Origin of the sequence: Nostoc sp., assembly GCF_036917535.1 — a bacterium.
Taxonomy (GTDB): Bacteria; Cyanobacteriota; Cyanobacteriia; order Cyanobacteriales; family Nostocaceae; genus Nostoc.
Map to the genome: position 1 here is coordinate 1 of NZ_JBALDA010000113.1, position 20498 is coordinate 20498.

General features: G+C 40.6%; 17 protein-coding genes and 1 pseudogene. 13 read left to right on the forward strand and 5 right to left on the reverse strand.

Features of this window, described 5'->3' with window-relative positions:
* Positions 1–1103 precede the first annotated feature (1103 nt).
* A complete protein-coding gene (locus V7K56_RS36560) occupies positions 1104–2126 on the forward strand; it encodes a tetratricopeptide repeat protein (protein WP_334919033.1) in 1023 nt (340 codons plus the stop codon).
* 263 nt (positions 2127–2389) lie between these two features.
* A complete protein-coding gene (locus V7K56_RS36565) occupies positions 2390–3403 on the forward strand; it encodes a zinc-dependent alcohol dehydrogenase family protein (RefSeq protein ID WP_334919035.1) in 1014 nt (337 codons plus the stop codon).
* A gap of 70 nt (positions 3404–3473) precedes the next feature.
* Here the strand turns inward: V7K56_RS36565 and V7K56_RS36570 are convergent, their stop codons facing one another.
* Positions 3474–4145, reverse strand: a complete 672-nt coding sequence (locus tag V7K56_RS36570) for a glutathione S-transferase family protein (protein WP_334919037.1) — start codon at positions 4143–4145, stop codon at positions 3474–3476.
* Positions 4146–4412: 267 nt separating this feature from the next.
* On the opposite strand from V7K56_RS36570, the gene V7K56_RS36575 reads away from it, so the two are divergent.
* On the forward strand, positions 4413–4877 hold the full coding sequence (locus V7K56_RS36575; protein WP_334919039.1) for a four helix bundle protein: 465 nt from the start codon (positions 4413–4415) through the stop codon (positions 4875–4877).
* A 42-nt stretch (positions 4878–4919) separates the two neighbouring features.
* Here the strand turns inward: V7K56_RS36575 and V7K56_RS36580 are convergent, their stop codons facing one another.
* Both V7K56_RS36580 and V7K56_RS36585 read right to left on the reverse strand, forming a co-directional pair.
* Positions 4920–6047, reverse strand: coding sequence for an aryl-sulfate sulfotransferase (locus V7K56_RS36580; RefSeq protein ID WP_334919041.1), 1128 nt, complete (start codon positions 6045–6047; stop codon positions 4920–4922).
* 178 nt (positions 6048–6225) lie between these two features.
* Positions 6226–7263 (reverse strand): NADP(H)-dependent aldo-keto reductase, encoded by a 1038-nt coding sequence (locus tag V7K56_RS36585; RefSeq protein ID WP_334919043.1) that lies wholly within the window; start codon positions 7261–7263, stop codon positions 6226–6228.
* A gap of 861 nt (positions 7264–8124) precedes the next feature.
* Here V7K56_RS36585 and V7K56_RS36590 point away from each other — a divergent pair.
* The 4 genes from V7K56_RS36590 (at position 8125) to V7K56_RS36605 (ending at position 11331) form a co-directional block, all read left to right on the forward strand.
* Positions 8125–8871 (forward strand): Crp/Fnr family transcriptional regulator, encoded by a 747-nt coding sequence (locus V7K56_RS36590; protein ID WP_334919045.1) that lies wholly within the window; start codon positions 8125–8127, stop codon positions 8869–8871.
* 85 nt (positions 8872–8956) lie between these two features.
* Positions 8957–9667: a Crp/Fnr family transcriptional regulator gene (locus tag V7K56_RS36595; protein ID WP_334919047.1), complete on the forward strand. Its 711-nt coding sequence runs from the start codon at positions 8957–8959 to the stop codon at positions 9665–9667.
* Positions 9668–9840: 173 nt separating this feature from the next.
* Positions 9841–10302 carry a response regulator gene (locus V7K56_RS36600; protein WP_334919049.1) on the forward strand — a complete coding sequence of 154 codons (462 nt, stop codon included), beginning with the start codon at positions 9841–9843 and terminating at the stop codon, positions 10300–10302.
* A 438-nt stretch (positions 10303–10740) separates the two neighbouring features.
* Complete coding sequence (locus tag V7K56_RS36605) at positions 10741–11331, forward strand: peptidoglycan-binding protein (protein ID WP_334919050.1); 591 nt, start codon at positions 10741–10743, stop codon at positions 11329–11331.
* 312 nt (positions 11332–11643) lie between these two features.
* Here the strand turns inward: V7K56_RS36605 and wecB are convergent, their stop codons facing one another.
* Together wecB and V7K56_RS36615 are read right to left on the reverse strand one after the other, a co-directional pair.
* Positions 11644–12756 (reverse strand): non-hydrolyzing UDP-N-acetylglucosamine 2-epimerase, encoded by a 1113-nt coding sequence (wecB, locus tag V7K56_RS36610; protein WP_334919051.1) that lies wholly within the window; start codon positions 12754–12756, stop codon positions 11644–11646.
* Positions 12757–13018: 262 nt separating this feature from the next.
* Positions 13019–13390, reverse strand: coding sequence for a hypothetical protein (locus tag V7K56_RS36615; RefSeq protein WP_334919052.1), 372 nt, complete (start codon positions 13388–13390; stop codon positions 13019–13021).
* A 731-nt stretch (positions 13391–14121) separates the two neighbouring features.
* On the opposite strand from V7K56_RS36615, the gene V7K56_RS36620 reads away from it, so the two are divergent.
* From V7K56_RS36620 to V7K56_RS36645, 6 genes and pseudogenes are all read left to right on the forward strand, one after another.
* Positions 14122–15405, forward strand: coding sequence for a type IV pilus twitching motility protein PilT (locus V7K56_RS36620; protein WP_334919053.1), 1284 nt, complete (start codon positions 14122–14124; stop codon positions 15403–15405).
* Positions 15406–15712: 307 nt separating this feature from the next.
* On the forward strand, positions 15713–16480 hold the full coding sequence (locus V7K56_RS36625; protein ID WP_334919055.1) for a circadian clock KaiB family protein: 768 nt from the start codon (positions 15713–15715) through the stop codon (positions 16478–16480).
* Between the two features lie 49 nt (positions 16481–16529).
* Positions 16530–16745: pseudogene (locus V7K56_RS36630) on the forward strand (hypothetical protein); the annotation flags it as partial.
* A gap of 258 nt (positions 16746–17003) precedes the next feature.
* Positions 17004–18968, forward strand: a complete 1965-nt coding sequence (locus V7K56_RS36635) for a Mu transposase C-terminal domain-containing protein (protein ID WP_334919057.1) — start codon at positions 17004–17006, stop codon at positions 18966–18968.
* A 3-nt stretch (positions 18969–18971) separates the two neighbouring features.
* Positions 18972–19778 carry a TniB family NTP-binding protein gene (locus tag V7K56_RS36640; protein WP_334919059.1) on the forward strand — a complete coding sequence of 269 codons (807 nt, stop codon included), beginning with the start codon at positions 18972–18974 and terminating at the stop codon, positions 19776–19778.
* 29 nt (positions 19779–19807) lie between these two features.
* Positions 19808–20317: a TniQ family protein gene (locus V7K56_RS36645; RefSeq protein WP_334919061.1), complete on the forward strand. Its 510-nt coding sequence runs from the start codon at positions 19808–19810 to the stop codon at positions 20315–20317.
* Positions 20318–20498 lie beyond the last annotated feature (181 nt).

Here is a 20498-nt window from a genome sequence, read left to right on the forward strand (position 1 = left end):
GCTGAGAACATCGGAAGCTGGGTGCGGTGAAAGTCGCACGCCCAGATTTAACTGAGAGGTGCGGGGAATAATAACCCCCATCGACTCAACCAGACCTTATATTCCTCAAGATTTGGATGATTCCCTTTACATTTTGCAATCTTAAAACTATCAGTCTCCTACCCAAAAATCTTGCCACTGTTTAATTTAATTTGGCGGCTCAAAACGATTCACAACCGCAGCCCACAGGGGACTTCCAAATAAAAAAATAATCAATCGCTTTGAAGAGCAAAGGGAGCAGGGGAGGCAGGGGGAGGCAGGGGGAGCAGGGGGAGAAGAAATCTAATAGTCGTATTTAGATGCAGGAATTGAGTAATTTAATTTTTGGATGTCCACAGAATCATTGGCGAACCGACTGCTAAATATAAGGACTTTCAAGGGGTGGAAGTCTTCAGGGTGTGCTGACTGGGTTACAGCATAAAGAGCTTGATTTAAGTAGAACGAGTGGAAAAATCAAACTATGTTAATAAAAGTAAAGTAGGCTAAAATCCTCTTTCCTCCTGCCTCCTGCCTTCTGCCTTCTGCCTCTTCCTGATGATAAATATTCATACCGATTTACTTATCCCTGTTTTGTCACTCTCGGAAAACAATAATCGAACCTAAATTCTGAGACTTGGAATTAATCAAGCTTTGAGGCTTTATTTTCTAACAGTAACTAAAATTTCTAGGTAAAAAGCGGAAATTAGGGTGCCAAAAGGATTTCAGCGATTAAGTTTTCCCACTCTGACAAAAGAGGGTTATAATGCCGAGCAAGGTTGTCAACTAGCATTGCCTTTACTGACCTTGTAGTTGCGGCAACGGTTGAGTTGAAAATAGCGATGTGACAACAAGATTCCCAACTTTTTAAATAAATCGGGAATCCGAGGGCGCACTGCTATTGCCCCCTATAGTATTTGTATTAATTGCTTCATAAATATTCCTGTAAGTATGAAAGGATAGCATACTTATCTGTTTACGTCTTATATCTAAAGATAGAAGATTGAGGTTAAAATTTGGGAAACCTAAGAGGGGTTCATTCCCAAGAGATGTCCTACCTACTTATCGCAGAATGCAACTGAGGTCAGATGACGCAACCTTTAAATCAAGTCAAAGAATGGGAACAACGTCGTGACGAAGCAAACCGCTACTACCAACGGGGGAAATTTCAAGAGTCTCTCGATCTTGCAACCAAAAATTTACACTTAGCTAGAGCAATTCCAGACCGAGCCAGAGAAGGTTATACATTAAACGACCTCGGTTTAGCTCACCTCAGTTGCAGGCAACCTCAAAAAGCATTAGAGCTCTTTCATCAGGCGCTTTCGGTTGCTATTGAAATTGGCAACACCTCAGCAGAGGCAACTGCACTTAGCAATCTGGGTTCTACCTACAGCCATCTTGGACGCTTTTGGCAAGCGTTGGAATATTTTGACAAAGCTCTACCAATCTTTAGGCGATCGCAAGATACCCAAAATGAAGTTTCTACTCTTAATGATATAGCTCTAATTTATACCCGCTTAGGAGAACCGAAACGGTCACTATTGCTACAACACCAAATTTTGAGGATGCGGCGATTGTTAGATGACTTTTCTGGTGAAGCCACAACGCTCAATGGCATTGGATTTGCTTACAATGTCTTAGGCAAGTTTGAGCAAGCGCTAGAATTTTTTCAAGCAGCACTGCCAATTCAACGAGCTGTCAAGAATTTACTTGCAGAAGCAACGACCTTGAACAATATTGCCTCTGTCTATCATGATTTAGGAAAACCTAAAGAAGCACTATTGCTCTACAATCAAGTTCTTTTGACACGTCGAGCAATCAGCGATCGCTCTGGTGAAGCAACAACCCTCCACAACATTGGTTTTACCTACAGTACCCTAGCAGAGCATCGCCAAGCAATGAAGTTCTACAAGCAAGCCATTGTAGTTTATCAAGAACTGGGCGATAATCTCGGAGAAATTTCAACTTTGCTAAATATGGGAAACCTTTACGCCACCACGAAACGCAAAAAAATGGCGCGATCGTGCTACCAAAATGCCCAAGAGTTAGCAGAGCAAATTAAATATCAGCCACTTTTAGAAAAAGTACAGCAGTTCATAGATTCTCTGTAGCATCCAGTTCCCCTTCTCTCAATATGGGAGAAGGGGTTAGGGGATGAGGGCAACCCTACTAGTACCGCTGCGCAGAAGTCAAAAGTGTTGTATTCCGGGCTTTCGCGTCATTTTGAATGGTATGTTTATTTACGCCGTGTTGTACTAATGAAATTAAATATGCGTTATCCAAAACCCTTCAACAGACGTAGCACTTGCTACGTCTGTTGATTCTTTTTTACCCTAGCTACAATACCAAAGTTGTAGCTAGAACAAGTACATCCATGAAAGCTTACGAAATTCAAAGCAACGCCGGAATTGATTCCCTGGCATTAGTTGATCGCCCTGAACCAAAACCCGCACCTGGACAAGTTTTGATTCAAGTAAAGGCAACATCTTTAAATTATCGCGATTTGCTGGTTATTGAAGGAGCTTATGGTGCTGGACAGAAATATCCGTTAATTCCCATGTCTGACGGTGCGGGAGAAGTTGTGGCGCTGGGGGAAGGTGTGACACGGGTGAAAATAGGCGATCGCGTCGCTGGTATTTTCTTCCAAGACTGGATTTATGCCTCTTTAACCAAAGAGAAAATGAAATCCGATCTGGGAGGTGGTATCGATGGAATGCTGGCTGAATATGTCGTATTACACCAAGATGGTTTAGTGATATTACCTGATAACTTATCCTATATTGAAGGTGCAACTTTGCCCTGTGCAGCAGTCACAGCTTGGCACGGATTGGTGACAAAAGGCAATATTGGTGCAGGTGATAGTGTTTTATTACTCGGTACTGGAGGAGTTTCAATTTTTGCTCTCCAGTTTGCCAAGATACATGGTGCTAGAGCGATTATTACTTCCAGCAGTGATGAAAAGTTGGTACGAGCGAAACAGCTTGGTGCTGACGAGACAATCAACTACAAAATAACACCAGATTGGGAAAAGCAAGTTTATCAATTAACCAATCGTACAGGTGTAGATCATGTAGTTGAGGTAGGCGGTGCAGGTACTCTGCCAAAATCGCTGCAAGCAGTTCGTATTGGGGGACGTATTAGTTTGATTGGCATATTATCTGGCAGAGGAAATGAAATTGACCCCATGCCAATACTTTTTAAGAGTTTAACAGTTCAGGGAATTTATGTTGGCAGTAGAGAAATGTTTGAGGCGATGAATCAGGCGCTGCAACAGCATCAACTCAAACCGATTATTGATCGAGTTTTCTCTTTTACTGAAGCACGGGAGGCTTATCATTACCTTAAAAGTGCGGGTCACTTTGGTAAAGTTGTAATTAGTAATTCGTAATTTTCAAGAGTTAAATTATATGTTTCAAGTGGGATAAAAACCCCACTTGAAACATAGTTATGAATTACGTTTAAACAGCAGCAAGAGTAGGTGCAGCGAATTTAGCATATCGCTCGATGTAGAATTCTTTAGAGTGAGCGATCGCTTTTACCGATTCACGCTCTTTCAAAGCATGTTTCCATTGACGTAGACGGGTAAATTGCTCTGGTATTCCAAAACCGCGATACTGCTTGAGTGCAGCCCAACGTTCAAACCAAGGGAAATAGGTGAAATCGACCAAACTGATGGATTCACCAAACCAGTAAGGGCCTTCTTTAGAAAGCTTTGCTAAACCTTCGTTTTCAATGAATTCCAGATGTTTAGATAGTTCCTGTTTAGCTTCCTCTTGTTTTTCGGGATCTGAACTCCGCAGCAGGGTAGAAAAAGCGGGAACAAACCTGGTGTTAGCAAAATCAATCCAAATGCGAGCCTGTGCCCTATCAATGGGGCTGCTGGGTAACAGTGGTGGATTGGGAAATACCTCATCAAGATACTCGTTAATTACCGCTGACTCCCAAATTCGGTTATCGCCATGAGTTATTGCAGGCACTTTCCCATAGGGGGAAACTTTGGTAAATCCTTCAGGCTTATTTTGCAAATCAATCTCAATCAAATCGAAGTCGATGCCTTTCTCTTGGAGTACCAAGCGGGTACGGTGAGCATAAGGACAAACAACTGCACTGTATACTTTAATTTCAGCCATGTTTAAGTACCTTAGTAAATAGGACTTGTTAATCGCCATTGGGAATTGAATTTGAATCCAAAATCCCAAATCTTAAATTGTTAGTGTCACAAAACCTCTTTGAGGTGGGTGTAGCGTGAGAAATTCTCGACACTAAGCATTTGAAACTGGAGTAATACTCAAATAACCCAAAATTGTGAGGGTAGAGAATAGGAAGAGAGCAACGTGAAAAAGTGAGATCATGGTGAAGAGAGCAGGGGAGGCAGGGGAGGTAGGTGAGGTAAACCAATGAATAAAGAAGCAATCAAAGATCATAAAGATTTGGGGATTTATAAAATTGCCTTTGAAGCGGCAATGAAAATTTTTGAGTTATCAAAGAAGTTCCTTGTAGAGGAGAGATATTCGTTAACTGATCAAATTCGTAGATCCGACGCTCGTTCGCTCTTAGCGTCTCCCCTTGGGAGAAGACTCGCTACCGCTTCGCTATCACGTTCTGTTTGTGCTAATTTAGCTGAAGCATGGAGAGAACGGCGTTATGAAGCTGCTTTTATCGCTAAATTAAATGATTGTGTTCGCGAAGCGTGTCGCAGACAGGCTGAAGCAGCAGAAACCCAAACTTGGATTGAATTTGCTGTCAAATGCAATTACATGAATGTAGAAGTAGGACGAGAAATTTATGCAAATTACAACCAAGTTTTATCCGGTTTGGTGAATATGATTAATAATCCATCACCTTGGTTGAGAAATCACTAATTCCCCCCTCCTCCCCCTGCTCCCCTGCCCCTCTGCCTTCTCCTAAAGCCAGGGCACTTCTTCAGGTGCATAACGGAAGGCACGGAAGACTGTATTTTGCTCTCCACGAGTTACCGGCGACTTCTCACCTGGAATATTCCGAGATGCAAAGTGGGGATTGATGTATTCCCAAACAATTTCTCCGGCAACTGTCACCTCGAATATTCGACCGTAAGCACCTTCTGTAATCAAGGTATTGCCATTGGCTAAACGTTGCGCTCCTGATATGTATGCACTGAAGAAATTTTGGGGCGGATTATCGGTGTACTCCCAAACTATCTGTTTTGTTTGGCGGTTCACCTCAATCACACGCGAGAAATTGAGAGCAATGTTACGACGATGTGCGCCATTGTCGAAAATCAGGATATTACCGTTAGCTAATTCGTTCGGGAAGTGCTGCTGTGCTAGCACGTCATTACCCAGCGTCCAGATGATTTCTCCAGTTTTGCGATCGACAATGACAACTGTGGAGATATTACGAAAGCTGACTATAATGTTGCCATCAGTGAGTTCACCCACAGTATTCCCATGAGTCCATTCATGTCGATGATCTTGGGGTGTAATCGTAAATATATCTGGATCGAGGTGTTCGTGGGCGTGCCAAGTCCAAACGATTTCACCGGCTGGAGTCACCTCATAAAGCATATCTGCATAGATATCACCATCGGGTTCTGTACCTGGTACACCGCCTTTGATTCGAGGAACCAAAGATTGAGGTATCTTTTCAATAGCGAGTATAATTGTGTTGCCATTGGCTAGTCTGCGTCCATCGTGATGATGATCTGGATGCTTATATTCCCAGATAATATTTCCCTTGGGATCTGCTTCTAAAACAACGCCACTTTTGAACGCAGCCCACAAAGCAAAACGTAGTGGTTCTTCTGGTGGAGTTTTACCGTTATAAAAAAGGTTGCCATTGGGTAAGAGATAACCGTATAACCCTGGTGGATAAGGCAGATTCCACTGGTGTACTACTTCTCCTTCCAAGTTCAGAAGGTAGACTTCACCTTGACCTGTCAGGGGTGTGAAAAGTGTGTATCCTTTAAATACTTTTTCGGGATTGTAAGCCTTTAAACCAGTACCCCGACGACGAATAGTATTTTGGTCAATTGATGTTGCTGTAAAAGTCATATTTACCTGCTAAATATCTAGTTTTGAATCTAAGAACTAGGACAGAGTGCATCGCGCATCTCTACTTCTACTCTGACAATGAGAGCCAAAGGCTCTAGGGAGGCGTTACCAGACTGGAGCCTGGTAACAAGGCGAACTGTCTTTAATTTTGAATTTTGAATTTTGAATTTTTAATTGTTTATGGTGCTGGGTTTGGCGACTGAATATGAGCTATATCCAACTCTTCCAAAATGTCTTTGTCGAGAACTACATTCACACTTTCTAAATTCTCTTTGAGTTGCTTCAGTGTGGTGGCACCAATAATTGTGCTAGCCACAAACCAACGACTCCGCACAAATGCCAAAGCTAGATGCGCTGGACTTAGTTGATGGCGCTTGGCAATTTCTACATAAGCTGATACAGCTTGACTTACTTTTGGTTTGAGATAGCGCTGACCGAAATGATCAAACAAAGTGACTCTGGCTTTTTCTGGTTTGCCGTTTAGATATTTGCCAGTCAAGAAGCCAAATCCCAAAGGACTATAAGCTAGTAACCCAATTTCTTCGTGATAAACTGCTTCTGCTAAGGCTCCGTCAAATACTCGATTCAGCAAGTTGTAAGCATTTTGAATCGAAACAACTTTGGGCAATCCTAATTGTTTAGCAGCGTTACTAAATTGGGCAACTCCCCAAGGTGTTTCGTTACTCAAACCAAGATAGCGAATTTTCCCTGCTTTAATTACATCGGCAAAAACTGCTAGCTGTTCAGTAATGGGAACCGTTTCTTTCACCTGAGTCAGATCGAATACCGTTTGTCCAAACCTTGGTACGTAGCGGTCGGGCCAGTGAATTTGGTATAGATCAATATAGTCTGTCTGTAATCTTTTTAGACTATCATCTACAGCTTGTTTGATATTATCACGGTCAATTGCTTCGGCTCCACCACGTAACCATTTAAAGCCTCGACCAGGGCCCGCAATCTTAGTAGCTATAATAAGTTGATCTCTTTGTTGACGCTTTAACCATTCCCCAATAAAAGTTTCAGTTAATCCATAAGTTTTGCCACTTGGTGGGACAGGATACATCTCAGCTGCATCAATAAAGTTGACTCCTTGGGCAATAGAATAATTTAGCTGCTCGTGGGCTTCTTCAATAGTATTTTGCTGTCCATAAGTCATAGTGCCCAAACAAATTTCCGAAACTTTTAAGTCACTCTTGCCAAGTTGGTTATACTTCATATTTCTACGTTGTTATTTACTTCACTCGATTGAACAGTGATATTTTTGTTGGAGATTTGGCATTTTGTCAAGAGCGCTATTATTTTTAAGTAAATTAGCTTCAAACAATACTGGATTCGGCACTTAGCCAATATAAATTTTTCAGCAAATACAAATCAATATTTGTGTTTACTACTAAAAATCGATAAACAAACCGTATTTAATGGACATAATTGTTTATTATTGCATAGATGAACCAGATAAGTAAGCTAGTTTGAAGTAAAAAAAATTATAAATTTGTAGTAGAAAATACTTGCTTTTATTGAGTATTTGTGAAATAGACTATTTTAGCCTAAATTTATACTACAGTAAATTGCTAAAGTTACCGTAGGTTTTCAAAAAATCTTAATATTCTTCTATAACTAAAGCTTAATAAATGTTCATTTTAATATATTTAGCTCTAAGTAGCTTGTTTTCACGGTCATCAAAATATACCAAACTTACTTGCGAGAGTTTACAACAGCTGATAGCAATGACAAAGATTTAGGGTTTTAATGACTTGCATAACCAGGACTTTTTTGCTCTGATCGCGCTGACAATAATACTCATGTCTATGACAATATGATTTAAGGCGTGGGGTATGTTACTGCGTTAGCATAATGCGATGAATTTGCTCGTTTATTGGGCAATAAACCTAATAAACGGCGAAAATAAGTTTTTATTAAGTTTCTATGTGCGTAAGAGCACAGACTTAAACAGATGTGTTGATTTAAACTTTTTTAGATTGTTCCTGTGTTTATTTAGGGTCTGATCCTTAAATACTTTCCTTGTGCCCTGAGTTGGCTTTTCTAAAGTCACCTAGTTTAAGGAGACTGGCATCTAATGTCATTAGATGAAAATATCTTTCAGCAACCATCAAATAAGCTGCTTGCAGCTTTGCCAGCTAGTGAGTATCAGCGTCTTGTCCCCCATCTAAAACTAGTTTCCCTCGAAGTTCACCAAATCCTTTTCAAAGCAGGCGAACCAATCACACAGGTGTATTTTCCTGAAAAGTCAATGATTTCTATAGTTACCACTATGGAAGATGGCTCAACGGCGGAAGTTGGGATAGTGAGCAGTGAAGGTATGGTCGGTATCCCGGTAATTTTAGGAAACAGAATCACAACCACAACATCATTTGTACAGATTTCGGGCACTGCTATGCAGATGAATGCAGATGTACTTAGAGCCGAGTTCAATCGAGGCGAAGCGCTTCAAAACCTGTTGCTGTGCTACGTACAAGCTATATACTCGGAACTGGCCCAAGCAGCTGCCTGCAACCGTCTGCATACACTGGACGAACGGCTGGCTCGCTGGTTACTGACAGTCTCTGATCGTATGGAATCAGAAGATTTTTTGCTCACGCAAGAATTTATCGCTCAAATGCTAGGTGTACGTCGTTCCGGCGTGACAGTAGCGGCTAGCACCCTCAGCCAAGCCGGAATGATCAGTTACAAACGTGGTCATATTAGCATTTTGAACAGAGAAGATTTGGAAGCAACTTCCTGCGAGTGTTATCGAGTCATACAAAACGAATTTGCTCGGTTATTGGGCAAAATGCCCAATAACCGAGCCAAAAAATTTTTTTGAGTTACGTGTGCGAAACCGAACAGACTTGCAAAAGTAACTTGATTTAAAGTATTTTGAGCAAGCAAATTTATTTTTTAATGTTTCAGTGAGCGAAGACACTTTTAAGCCGCAGGTAAATAGGTTACTCGCGGCTTTACCAACTAGTGATTATCAGCGTCTTGTTCCACACCTGAAGTTAGTTTCGCTTTCGACTCGGCAAGTCATTTACGAACCAGGAGAACCGATCGCACACGTCTATTTTCCCCAACACGGAGCAGTTTCTTTAGTCGCTAGTATGGATGATGGCTCAATGATGGAAGTTGGGATCGTGAGCAATGAAGGGATGCTAGGTATCCCAATAATTTTAGGAGGTGACACAACAACCACAAAAGCGTTTGTGCAGGTTTCGGGTGCTGCTATGCAGCTGGATGCAGATGTACTTAAAACCGAGTTAAATCAGGGTGGAGCTATTCAAAAGCTGCTGCTGCGCTATGTACAAACTGTATATACTGAATTGGTGCAAGGATGTGCCTGCAACCGTTTTCATACCGTAAAGCAGCGGCTGGCTCGTTGGCTTCTCACAGTCTCTGACCGCTTGCAATCAGAGGATTTTCTACTCACACAAGAATTTATCGCCCAGATGCTGGGTGTACGGCGCTCCGGTGTGACAGTGGCGGCTAATACCCTGAGCAAAACCAGAATGATTCGCTACCAGCGTGGTCATATTAGCATCCTCAACCGAGAGGATTTGTCAGCAACTTCCTGCGAGTGTTATCGAGTCATCCAAAACGAATTTGCTCGGTTGCTGGAGAATTAGCCAAGGTGCGATGCCAATGAATTATTTTAAGTTACTATGTGCGACACCGGACAGACACCTGCTAGTTAGTTCCTTTAAGATTTAGTAAAGTATGGATCAAATAGCATTAATAAATATATAACTTTTGATCTAATTACTATTTCAAGTTTTTGAGCTATGTAGCAGTGAAAATAATGTCTAATCAATCGATGTCTTTTAAAGGTCTGCGATTGCTAGTTGTTGATAACGACTTTGATACAAGAATATTACTTACCTACCTATTTGAATTAGGTGAAGCAAAGATTATCACTGCTGCTTCAGCAGAGGAGGCTATAGAAATAATGTCATTTTTTAAACCAGACATTCTAATTAGTGACATTTATTTACCAGATGAAGACGGCTACTCACTGCTCTTGAAGGCCAGAAATCTGGAAGCAAAGCGAGGGAGAAAGATTCCAGCTATTGCTCTAACGGCATCTGCTTCCGAAGAAGACCGTAATATGGCATTATTATTAGGTTATGATATATATCGATGTAAGCCTATAGACTTAGACGAATTAGCTTTTATAGTTGCTGATTTAACTGGAATCGACAATACACTTGAGATATTGGAATGCAACAAGGCAGAAGCCAGTAAGCAAGAAAGCTTTAACTAAATTTTATTTCTTGTAAAAATACAATTTCTACGAAAGACTATGCCAACGCCTGGTGATTTTTATCCTAAATCATCAGGCGATGCTTTTTCTCAGGAATCTTCTGACTAATTTTATCGAGAAAGGCAGGAGTTACGAGGCAGGAGGCAGGAGGGAAACTGACTTTTAACTTCTGCGTGTAACCGTAGCGAACTTGCGGTTTAAAACCCCAACCAAATTTTAAGAAAGGTCGCTCTTATTAAGGAGAGGTTTGAATCCTCTTCTTAATAAAACCTCCAGCGTAGCTGCCTTCTGCCCCCTGCCTTTTTCAATTTTTATTAATTTCGCTAGTAGTAAAAGCCTATTCAAAGGTAGTGATATAAAATATACTAAGAATAAATACAGAGAACAACGCAAGTGATTCTCTGCAAGTACTCATTTTTTCATATCAAGGAATGCATTATGGAATATCTTGCTTATTCTCAGATGTTTATTGCTCAAGAAGAGGCATCTGGAAACACTAATTATAATCTTCCTAAACCTCAATTAAATTGGAAAAAACTGTTTAAATCTTCGGCTTGGTTAGCGTTAGCTGGTGTTGGTGTATTACTTGCTGCTCTTACCCAAATTCAAATGAGTTCGGCTGCTTATGTAAAGACTAATGGCAGTTGTTTACGTGTCCGTTCAGGCCCAAGCACCAACTACTCGTATGTGGACTGTGTAGCAAATGGCGCAACACTTCCAGCAATTGAACGATATGAAAACGGTTTTGCCAGACTTTCTACAGGTAAATACGTTTTTGCCCGATGGATTGGTGATAGACCTAACAATCGTCCTGTAACCAGACCCGGTGGTGTTGGCGGTCCAGTAATTCTTACCCCTGGTTCTAGAGGTCTGCTCGTCAGAGATGTTCAAACAGCTTTGGGTAATCTTAGAGTTGATGGAGTTTACGGTCAAGAAACAGTTAGCCGAGTCCGAAGCTTTCAGGCAAGTAAAGGTCTACTTGTAGATGGTGTAGTCGGCCCCGAAACTAGAGCAGCTCTGGGTATTTAGCCAGAAGCCACCCTTGGAAAATCTCGTGGTTCGGTAAAGGCTAGTACCGCAAGGCGGAAGTCAAAAATCAAAAGTCAAAAGTCAAAAGAAATAAGTAAGTCAGTGGAAAAACACAACTATGTTAAGAAAGATAAATAAGGCTAAAACCTTTTCTCTCCTGCCTTCTGCCTTCTGTCTCCTGTCTCATCCTAACTATAAATATTTACGCCGTTCTACTTACAGGTAAACGTTTCGTTGATTGGAAATGGGTTGTTTATTTCCACCGCGCACAAGGGTTTGTAGTAAGCACTTTAGTCCTTACTACGAACTTTCTTACCCATGAAGGTAATTTTGTACAATCTGCAAAATGCGCTCTGCTGCATGACCATCCCCAAAGGGATTGATGGCGTTTGCCATCGCTTCATAAGCATCTGAGTAACTGAGTAACTCAGCAGCAGCTGCAAAAATGTTCTCAGTTGTAGTGCCAACAAGTTTGGCTGTACCAGCTACAATAGCCTCTGGTCTTTCGGTGGTGTCTCTCAAAACTAGTACTGGTTTTCCCAAGCTGGGGGCTTCTTCTTGTAAGCCGCCAGAGTCAGTGAGCAAAAGATGCGATCGCCTAATCGCTCCCACCAATTCGCCATAATCGAGAGGATCTGTCAAGAAAATTCGGGGATGATTCCCTAAAAGTTCTTGTAACGGGACTCGCACTGTGGGATTGCGGTGCAATGGTAGCAGTAAAGCTGTATCAGGAAACTTGTCTAAAATTTGTAAAAACGCCTGAGCGATCGCTAACAGAGGTTCTCCCCAATTCTCCCGACGATGAACTGTTGCTAACATAACCCGATATGATTCCCAGTTTAAGCCTGGGACATCACAAACTACTTGGGTTGCAGCGACATTCAATAATGCATCAATTACCGTGTTACCCGTCATGTGAATTTCACCCAAAACACCAGAACGATGCAAATTTTCCACAGCCCAAGGAGTCGGTGCAAAGTGCAACTGAGTAATTTGAGAAATCAATCGGCGATTAGCTTCTTCTGGATAAGGATTAAAGATATCATCAGTTCTTAACCCTGCTTCTACATGACCAACAGGAATTTTTTGATAAAAAGCTGCCAAAGCTGCGGCAAAAGCAGTGGTAGTATCTCCCTGCACAATTATAAAATCTGGCTTTTCCACTTTAAATAATGCTTCTAACCCTTGTAAACTACGGCAAGTAATATCATTTAGAGATTGCTGAACCTGCATAATTTCCAAGTTATAATCCGACTTGATATTAAACAGTTGCATAACTTGCTCAACCATCTCCCGATGCTGTCCAGTTAGAATTACTTGCAACTGAAATTCTGAAGACTTCTGGAAAACCTGAATCACTGGAGCGAGTTTAATTGCTTCTGGGCGAGTACCTAAAATAATGCAAACGCGTTTTTGATTAGTCATTAGTCATCTGTAATTTACCATCTATAGTCAATGGTCTATAGTCAATGGTCTATGGTCAATAGTCGGCGGTCAATCCTCACATAAACCATAAATATTAATGGATAAATCAACATAAGATATAAAAAAACCCGGCTTAACCGGGCAAATGCATTGTTTATTTAATTAACCTGTAATGACTATTTAAAAGTTAAAATTATGAAAATCATGAAAAAACCCGGCTTAACCGGGCAGACGCACTGTTTGTCTAATTAACCTGTAATAACTATTTAATCTCACAAGTTAGAGGGCAAGCAGCGTAAACACTAGCCTGCATTTGGTCTGCCTCTCCATGCAGCCAGCTTAACCATTTAACTTCACTAGGATGAACTCCCTTAACAGTTAGCACACCCGCAGCCAATACAACTGCCATCACATTAAACATTATTAGAGCGCCTGCTACAAGCAAAACCGCACTAACAGGCATCACAGATTGCAAGATAATCGACAACAGACATCCGACCGTGGCCATCAAGACAACTAGTGGAAAACCCACAACCAACAAACATACTGCTAATGTAAAAGTCCATATTAAAAAGCTTTTAATCATCAACAAGGAGTAGGTCTTTCCTTGATTAGAGCTTTGAGCAGAAACCATGACTTTTCCTCCCAAAATACACAACAAATTTTAATTTCAGTAATATCTCACTTTTTGCGAGTAAACTGAATTGTTTCAGTTGAAATTTAGTATATAAAAACTAATCGGAAAAATGAGCATTTGTTTACTAAACTTTACAGATAATTTTTTGTAATTATGGATATAAAATCAATTTTCTATTTATTAAAAAAACTTGTTTACTGCATCTACCTTCAGGTATAGAACCTAAAAGGTATGAGCTTTTAACCTTGATTCCCACGATATCACTCCGATTAAACTTAACATTTCTTATAAAAATTAGTAGTCTTTCTCATAATTCTTAAATCTGCTGAATAAATGATCTGCTAGTATTTGTGCTGTTAATTGCTGGTAATTCGTGCCCATGTGTAGGAGAAATTTCTCATCTAAGTCATGAGAATATTTACTTTTAAGATTGCAAGTACTAAAAAATACTAATTTTCTATGTGTTTTAACTGAGGTCTTTTGAGTTACTACATGTGTTAAACCAGTTTAGATAGGTTAAATAATCTATCTAAATATTCTGAGTAATGAAATCTTAGGAAATAAAAGATACCAATTGAGGTAGATGAGATAGATTGACCGTGGTTCTAGAGTTTTAATCGCCTTCTATCACCGCTAAGGCTTGCAAACAAGCATTCTCCAAAAGTCATCAAAGCAAGTGACTTTACTTCTCATTAATTCAACTTTTTAACTGCCAAATGTGAAGATATATGACAGAATTACAGTCTCCATTAAATTCTAACTCTGCTGCCGGACGTAATCTACCATCAATGCCGCCACCACCACCGCCAATCCCAACCTTTAGTACGCAGCGGCAGATGACACAAACACTCGATATGTCAATGGATAGGGGCACTAATTTGCCTGTTGCAGGTCATCGTCCGGGTAGTCCACCGCCAATACCTAATTCAGTTCGCCCTCAAAACAGCAGTTCAGAACTTACTTTAGAGAAGTTAATCAGAGAAGCTTACGATCAAGGATATTCTGACTTGCATTTGGGTGTAGGTGAACCACCCCGCTTTCGCAGCCGAGGAGAAATTCAATCAGGGGATTATCCAGAAACAGATAAAGAAACTTTTATGAGTTGGTTGCGGGAGGTGATGAGTGAGGGAGAAATTCAGCGCTTTGAAGAATCCTTAGAATTTGACGGAGCAACTCAATACGAATTTGCTCGCGTGCGGATTAATGTTTTTGGCTCCCTGAAAGGGCCTGCAATGGTGTTGCGGTTGATTCCGCTAAAAATCTTAACTATGGAACAGTTAAGATTACCTCCAGTTTTTCGGGATATTTGTCACCACCATAAAGGTTTAATTTTGGTGACGGGGCCCACTGGTTCTGGTAAGTCCACCACAATGGCAGCGATGATTGACTACATCAATAAGGAAATGGCCAAACATATCATCACCATTGAAGACCCAATAGAATTTGTCCATCAAAGCCGCAAGTCTTTAGTCAAACAGCGGGAAGTGGGAATGCATACCCGGAAATTTGACAACGCTTTGAAAGCAGCTTTGCGGGAAGATCCAGATTTGATTCTGGTGGGGGAAATGCGGGACAAGGAAACAGTTAACACCGCCCTAAAAGCCGCTCAGACCGGTCACTTAGTCATGGGAACTTTGCACACCAATAGCGCTGTCAAAACCATTGAGCGGATTCTCAACCTCTATTCTGGTGATGAACAGGATGCAATGCGGGTAGCAATTTCTGAGTCTTTAGTGGCAGTAATTGCTCAAGGTTTGTGTCGCACAACTGACGGGAAGCGGGCTGCTTTCCACGATGTGCTGATCAATACTGAGGCGATTAAGGAATGGATCAAAGACGGTAAGTATGATGAAATTGGCGAGCTGATGAAACAAGCTGGCTTTGACGGCATGATTACGATGAATCAGTCATTGCTAAATCTCTATCAAGACGGACGAATCACTGAAGAAACTGCTTTGGAAATGTCACCAACTCCTAACGAAATGGCACAATTTCTCCGAGGTCGAGTTTAACGATTGGGCATTGGGCATGGGGCATGGAGCATTGGGTATAGAGAAGAGACAAGGTAGACAAGGAAGATGGGGGAGACAAAAAGAGAAGTCTGAGCGCCGACTTCCGGCGTTGGCGTAGCCCGCCATAGGCATCAGAACTTCGGAGAGAGACTTGTTCAATAATTCCCCCTTGTCCCCCTTGTCCCTTGTCTCCCCTGCTTTCTCATCTCGCACTACCCAATCTCAAATATCTTTGCGATCCTGGTTGAGGTTATAGCTAAGGTAAAAGGTAAAAGAGAGAATTTTTACTTTTAGTTCCCTAACCTCTGTGAATAACTTGACGACAAATAAACTATCTACACCCCAGCTGTTTAAAGGCATTGCGCTATTTACACCTGGAGGAGATTTAATTTACTGCATCGACCCTAGTAAGCAAGGTCGATGGCATTTGCATTTGTGTTCGGCTTTGCAAGAAATTCTAGATTTACCAGAGCCACCACACTTTTTAGTGCCTTGTTATACTGCAACTATTGACAATTGGTTAGATCCGCGCACTCAACAAGTGCGAACTTTTGCTGAAGCTTATCCGGCTGTAATTAGACAACAAACTTTGCTTAATGCTATTTTTGGCACAGGGGAACTAGTATGGCAAGCAGCTCCTTGGCAAGAGGGATTATGTGATCGCATGGTGTTAACAACCTATCGTTCTTCATTTGGGCAGCTTTGGGAGGATCATGACTTAATTGTCCGTCTAGACCTTTCTGAACCTGTGCCAAAATATCACCAACCAGTAATAGTACAAAAAAAAGAAGCCATCACTCAAGGCTATGTTCTCCGCTTATTTGTTGCAGGACATAGCAGTTCTACTGAACGCATTCTGCAAAATTTACACGAATTGTTAGAGCGATCGCTCGGATACCCTTATACTTTGAAGGTGATTGATGTTTTAAGTCATCCAGAACAAGCAGAACTAAATCAGGTTTCTGCAACTCCTACCCTTGTCAAGGTTTGGCCTCACCCAATTCGGCGAATCGTTGGAGAGTTAGATCATGTAGAAAAGATTTTACAAATGTTAGCTGCTAAAGAAAAATTTTAAGTAATTTAGACTAGTTTTTTGCCAAGTGCACGAATGTACAGTACACATGCCCAATGGGGTGACGATGAAGCCTAGACCAATTTGGTTATGTGCTGCTTGTTGTGCAGAAGTACCTTGTCACAGAATTGAGTGGCAGTATAAGGATAAACTTAAATGCGATCGCCACCAGTTGGGTTTATTAACAAAATGTACTAACTGTGAGACACCATTCCCAATCCCTGCTGATTGGGAGCTAGGGGAATGCGCTTATTGTTCCCTACTGTAGAGCGACGAATTATTTGACCAAAGCGACAAATTATTTGTCCAAAGATTTTATTAACTACAAATCAGTATATATCATGACTTTCAGGAATTAAACCCGTAAAAAACTACTTACAGGTTTGTGCGACAAATTAAGCGTCCTTTTTTATGTTTTACGACTAATTAGATGGCAATTATTAATTAAGCGATGAATTAAATGTCAATTCTTTGCAGCTTCATAGTAGTATAAATGTACCCAAATAATCAATGAAAAATCACATCGATGAGTCCTTTAGGTGTAGATGACCAGTTTGAACTAGAAGATGAAGACAGCTTCCTATCCGATGACGAGTATACAGACACACTCGACTTTTCAATTGAAGTTGAGTCATTGAGTGAGAATGATAACTCTGTAGAAGAAGACAAATCAGTTGAGTTTTTAGATCAGAGATTTTTAGAGGATTCAGAACTGAGGCTCTCAGGTGAACAAAGACTCAAAGTAGAAATAATTCGCAATCTACGTGAACCTTGCGATCGCCTAACTTACGGCAAAAGGTTGGAAGAAGCAGCCAAAAAGCTTGGTAAATCTGAACGAACGGTTAGACGTTTAATTAAGTCTTGGGAAGAAAAAGGTATGGCTGCTTTAGCGGAAGCTCCCAGAGCAGACAAAGGACAGCCAAGAAAAAGCGAATACTGGTATAACTTGACTCTCAAAACTTACAAGAGTGGTAACAAAGGAAGCGATCGCATGACTCGCACTCAGGTCGCTGAAAGGATTGAGACTCAAGCTTACGAATTCGCCAAGAAAGAATTAATAGCAGAAATATCAAGGTTGGAAGCTCAGGGATTTCAAAGGGAAGATTTAGATTGGGAGATAAAAAGGCTGATAAAAATCAAAGGAAAGACAGAAGGCTTTAAGTATTGGTCAAAGTATGGCAAGCCTCCCAGCAGTAGAACAGTAGAAAGATGGCTAAAGCCTGTTGAGGAGAAAAAGCACAAGTCTCGCACTAGCCGCAGCCCAGGGTGGCACGGTTCTGAACACATAATCAAAACCCGTGATGGTCAAGAGATATCTATTAAGTACAGCAATCAGGTTTGGCAAATTGACCATACTAAAGGTGACATTATATTAGTGGATGAGGATGATGAGGAAATAGGCCGTCCTCAATTAACGACAGTAATAGATTGTTATTCTCGCTACATTGTAGGATTACTTTTAGGGTTTGCTGCACCCAGTTCTCAAGTTGTCGCTTTGGCACTGCGTCATGCAATTATGCCAAAACGGTACAGTTCGGAGTATGAACTCAGATGTAAGTGGAGTGCTTACGGTGTACCTAAATATATTTATACCGATGGTGGCAAGGATTTTCGCTCAAAACATTTAGTGGAATGGATTGCTAACGAATTAGATTTTGAATCAATACTGCGAAGTCAACCTTCAGATGGCGGCATTGTAGAACGGCCATTTAGAACCATGAGTGGGCTACTTTCTGAAATGCCGGGTTACACAGGGTCAAGTGTTAAAGACCGCCCAGAAGGAGCTGAAGAAAAAGCTTGTATAAGTCTTCCTGAACTAGAAAAACTAATTGTTGGTTACATTGTCGATAGCTATAACCAAAAGCCTGATGCCCGAAGTCAAGCCAACCCTTTGACTCCAAAACAAAGTCGGATTGAGCGTTGGGAGAAAGGACTGCAAATGCCTCCCACTTTGCTGAACGATAGAGAGCTTGACATTTGCTTAATGAAGGCAGCCGAACGGGTTGTATATGACAATGGCTATCTCAATTTTTCTGGTCTTCGTTATAGAGGAGAAAACTTAGGAGCTTACACAGGTGAAAAAGTTATCTTAAGGTTCGACCCCAGAGACATCACTATGGTTCTAGTATATGGTCGCAAAAATAATAAAGAAATATTTTTAGCCCGTGCCTACGCTGTTGGTTTAGAAGCAGAAAGGCTGTCGGTTGAGGAAGTTAAGTACGCGCGTAAGAAAGCAGAAAATACTGGTAAAGGTATCAATAACGTTTCAATTTTAGAAGAAGCAATTAGACGCAGAAACTTTTTAAAATATAAAAAAAGTAAGACTAAAGCTGAACGCCACCGGGCCGAACAAGAACGTATAGAGCCTATACCACAAAGATATGAAGAGAATAAAAATGAACAGGATGATAAATTAGTACCTAAAACCGAAACAGATGAGCCAATAGAAAAAGTTGATTTCAAACTATTGCGTGAAGAATTAGGGTTGTAAACTATGGCTAAGGAAGAAGTACAATTAGAAATTGAACGTCTTAGACAACCAGATATTTTAAATATTGAACAAGTAAAAAGATTCAGTGCTTGGTTAGATGAAAGACGAAAGTTACGAAAACCTGGTAGAGCAGTAGGAGATTCAGGTCTGGGCAAAACTACAGCTTCTCTCTTTTATACCTACCAGAATAGAGCGGTTAAAATACAAAATCAAAATCCAGTGGTTCCGGTATTATATATAGAGTTAACGGGTAGCTCTTGCAGTCCATCGCTTTTATTTAAAACTATTATTGAAACTTTAAAATTTAAGGCGAAGGGAGGTACTGAAAATCAACTAAGAGAAAGAGCATGGTATTTTATTAGGCAATGTAAAGTAGAAATATTGATTATTGATGAAGCTCATCGTCTTCAATTTAAAACACTGGCAGATGTTAGAGACTTATTTGATAAGGTGAAGATTGTCCCCATATTGGTAGGGACAAGTAGTAGACTAGATACTTTAATTAGTAAAGATGAGCAGGTTGCTGGGCGTTTTGTATCTTACTTCAGTTTTGAAAAACTTTTAGGAGCCAATTTTACAAAAACGGTAAAGATTTGGGAACAGCAAATTCTGAGACTACCTGAGCCATCGAATTTAGCTAATAATCAGGAAATCATAACTCTTTTACAGGGAAAAACAGATGGTCAAATTAGATTATTAGATCAAATTCTTAGAGATGCAGCAGTTAAAGCATTAGAATCTGGCATTAACAAAATAGATAAATCACTTTTGGAGAGTATTGAAGGAGATTATTCATTAGTAGCAAGCTAAAAGATACATCCTCAAAATTATAAACTCAGATGTCAAACGAAATCTATAATTTTGAAGCTTGGATAAACACAGTTGAACCATTACCAGGGGAAAGTATAAGTCACTTTTTAGGTCGCTTTGAAAGGGCTAATTTGCTGACTGGGTATCAAATTGGTAAGGAAGCCGGAGTCGGTGCAATAGTAACAAGATGGAAAAAACTTTACCTCAATCCATTCCCAACTCAACAAGAATTAGAGGCATTAGCAAAGTTTATTGAGGTGGAAGTTGAAAAACTCACGGAAACTTTGCCATCAAAGAGTATCACGATGAAGCCCCGACCAATTAAATTATGTGCTGCTTGCTATGGAGAACAACCTTATCACCGCATTGAGTGGCAGTTTAAGGAAAAAATGAAGTGCGATCGCCATCAATTACGCTTACTCACAAAATGCACTAACTGCGAGACACCCTTCCCGATTCCAGCAGATTGGGTACAAGGAGAATGTCCGCATTGTTTTTTACCATTTGCGACAATGGCGAAACGTCAAAAGCGTTGTTGAAACTAGTTAATGCTGTTTTTATGAAGAAACGCGTTCACGAAGTGAGTATGAAAGAGTATCGCACTTTTGATCCTTAGTAGTCTTAACAGCCTTTACTTTGCGGTATTACACCCATCTCGATAGCCAAAAATTAAGTATATAAATGAAATAATAATTACTTTTGTTTACGGAGGCTTAGAGG

Bases quoted from the DNA above. Each gene is read 5' to 3' on its own strand.
- V7K56_RS36560 (WP_334919033.1), top strand. From the start codon at position 1,104: ATGACGCAACCTTTAAATCAAGTCAAAGAATGGGAACAACGTCGTGAC.
- V7K56_RS36565 (WP_334919035.1), top strand. From the start codon at position 2,390: ATGAAAGCTTACGAAATTCAAAGCAACGCCGGAATTGATTCCCTGGCA.
- V7K56_RS36570 (WP_334919037.1), bottom strand. From the start codon at position 4,145: ATGGCTGAAATTAAAGTATACAGTGCAGTTGTTTGTCCTTATGCTCAC.
- V7K56_RS36575 (WP_334919039.1), top strand. From the start codon at position 4,413: ATGAATAAAGAAGCAATCAAAGATCATAAAGATTTGGGGATTTATAAA.
- V7K56_RS36580 (WP_334919041.1), bottom strand. From the start codon at position 6,047: ATGACTTTTACAGCAACATCAATTGACCAAAATACTATTCGTCGTCGG.
- V7K56_RS36585 (WP_334919043.1), bottom strand. From the start codon at position 7,263: ATGAAGTATAACCAACTTGGCAAGAGTGACTTAAAAGTTTCGGAAATT.
- V7K56_RS36590 (WP_334919045.1), top strand. From the start codon at position 8,125: ATGTCATTAGATGAAAATATCTTTCAGCAACCATCAAATAAGCTGCTT.
- V7K56_RS36600 (WP_334919049.1), top strand. From the start codon at position 9,841: ATGTCTAATCAATCGATGTCTTTTAAAGGTCTGCGATTGCTAGTTGTT.
- V7K56_RS36605 (WP_334919050.1), top strand. From the start codon at position 10,741: ATGGAATATCTTGCTTATTCTCAGATGTTTATTGCTCAAGAAGAGGCA.
- wecB (WP_334919051.1), bottom strand. From the start codon at position 12,756: ATGACTAATCAAAAACGCGTTTGCATTATTTTAGGTACTCGCCCAGAA.
- V7K56_RS36615 (WP_334919052.1), bottom strand. From the start codon at position 13,390: ATGGTTTCTGCTCAAAGCTCTAATCAAGGAAAGACCTACTCCTTGTTG.
- V7K56_RS36620 (WP_334919053.1), top strand. From the start codon at position 14,122: ATGACAGAATTACAGTCTCCATTAAATTCTAACTCTGCTGCCGGACGT.
- V7K56_RS36635 (WP_334919057.1), top strand. From the start codon at position 17,004: ATGAGTCCTTTAGGTGTAGATGACCAGTTTGAACTAGAAGATGAAGAC.
- V7K56_RS36640 (WP_334919059.1), top strand. From the start codon at position 18,972: ATGGCTAAGGAAGAAGTACAATTAGAAATTGAACGTCTTAGACAACCA.
- V7K56_RS36645 (WP_334919061.1), top strand. From the start codon at position 19,808: ATGTCAAACGAAATCTATAATTTTGAAGCTTGGATAAACACAGTTGAA.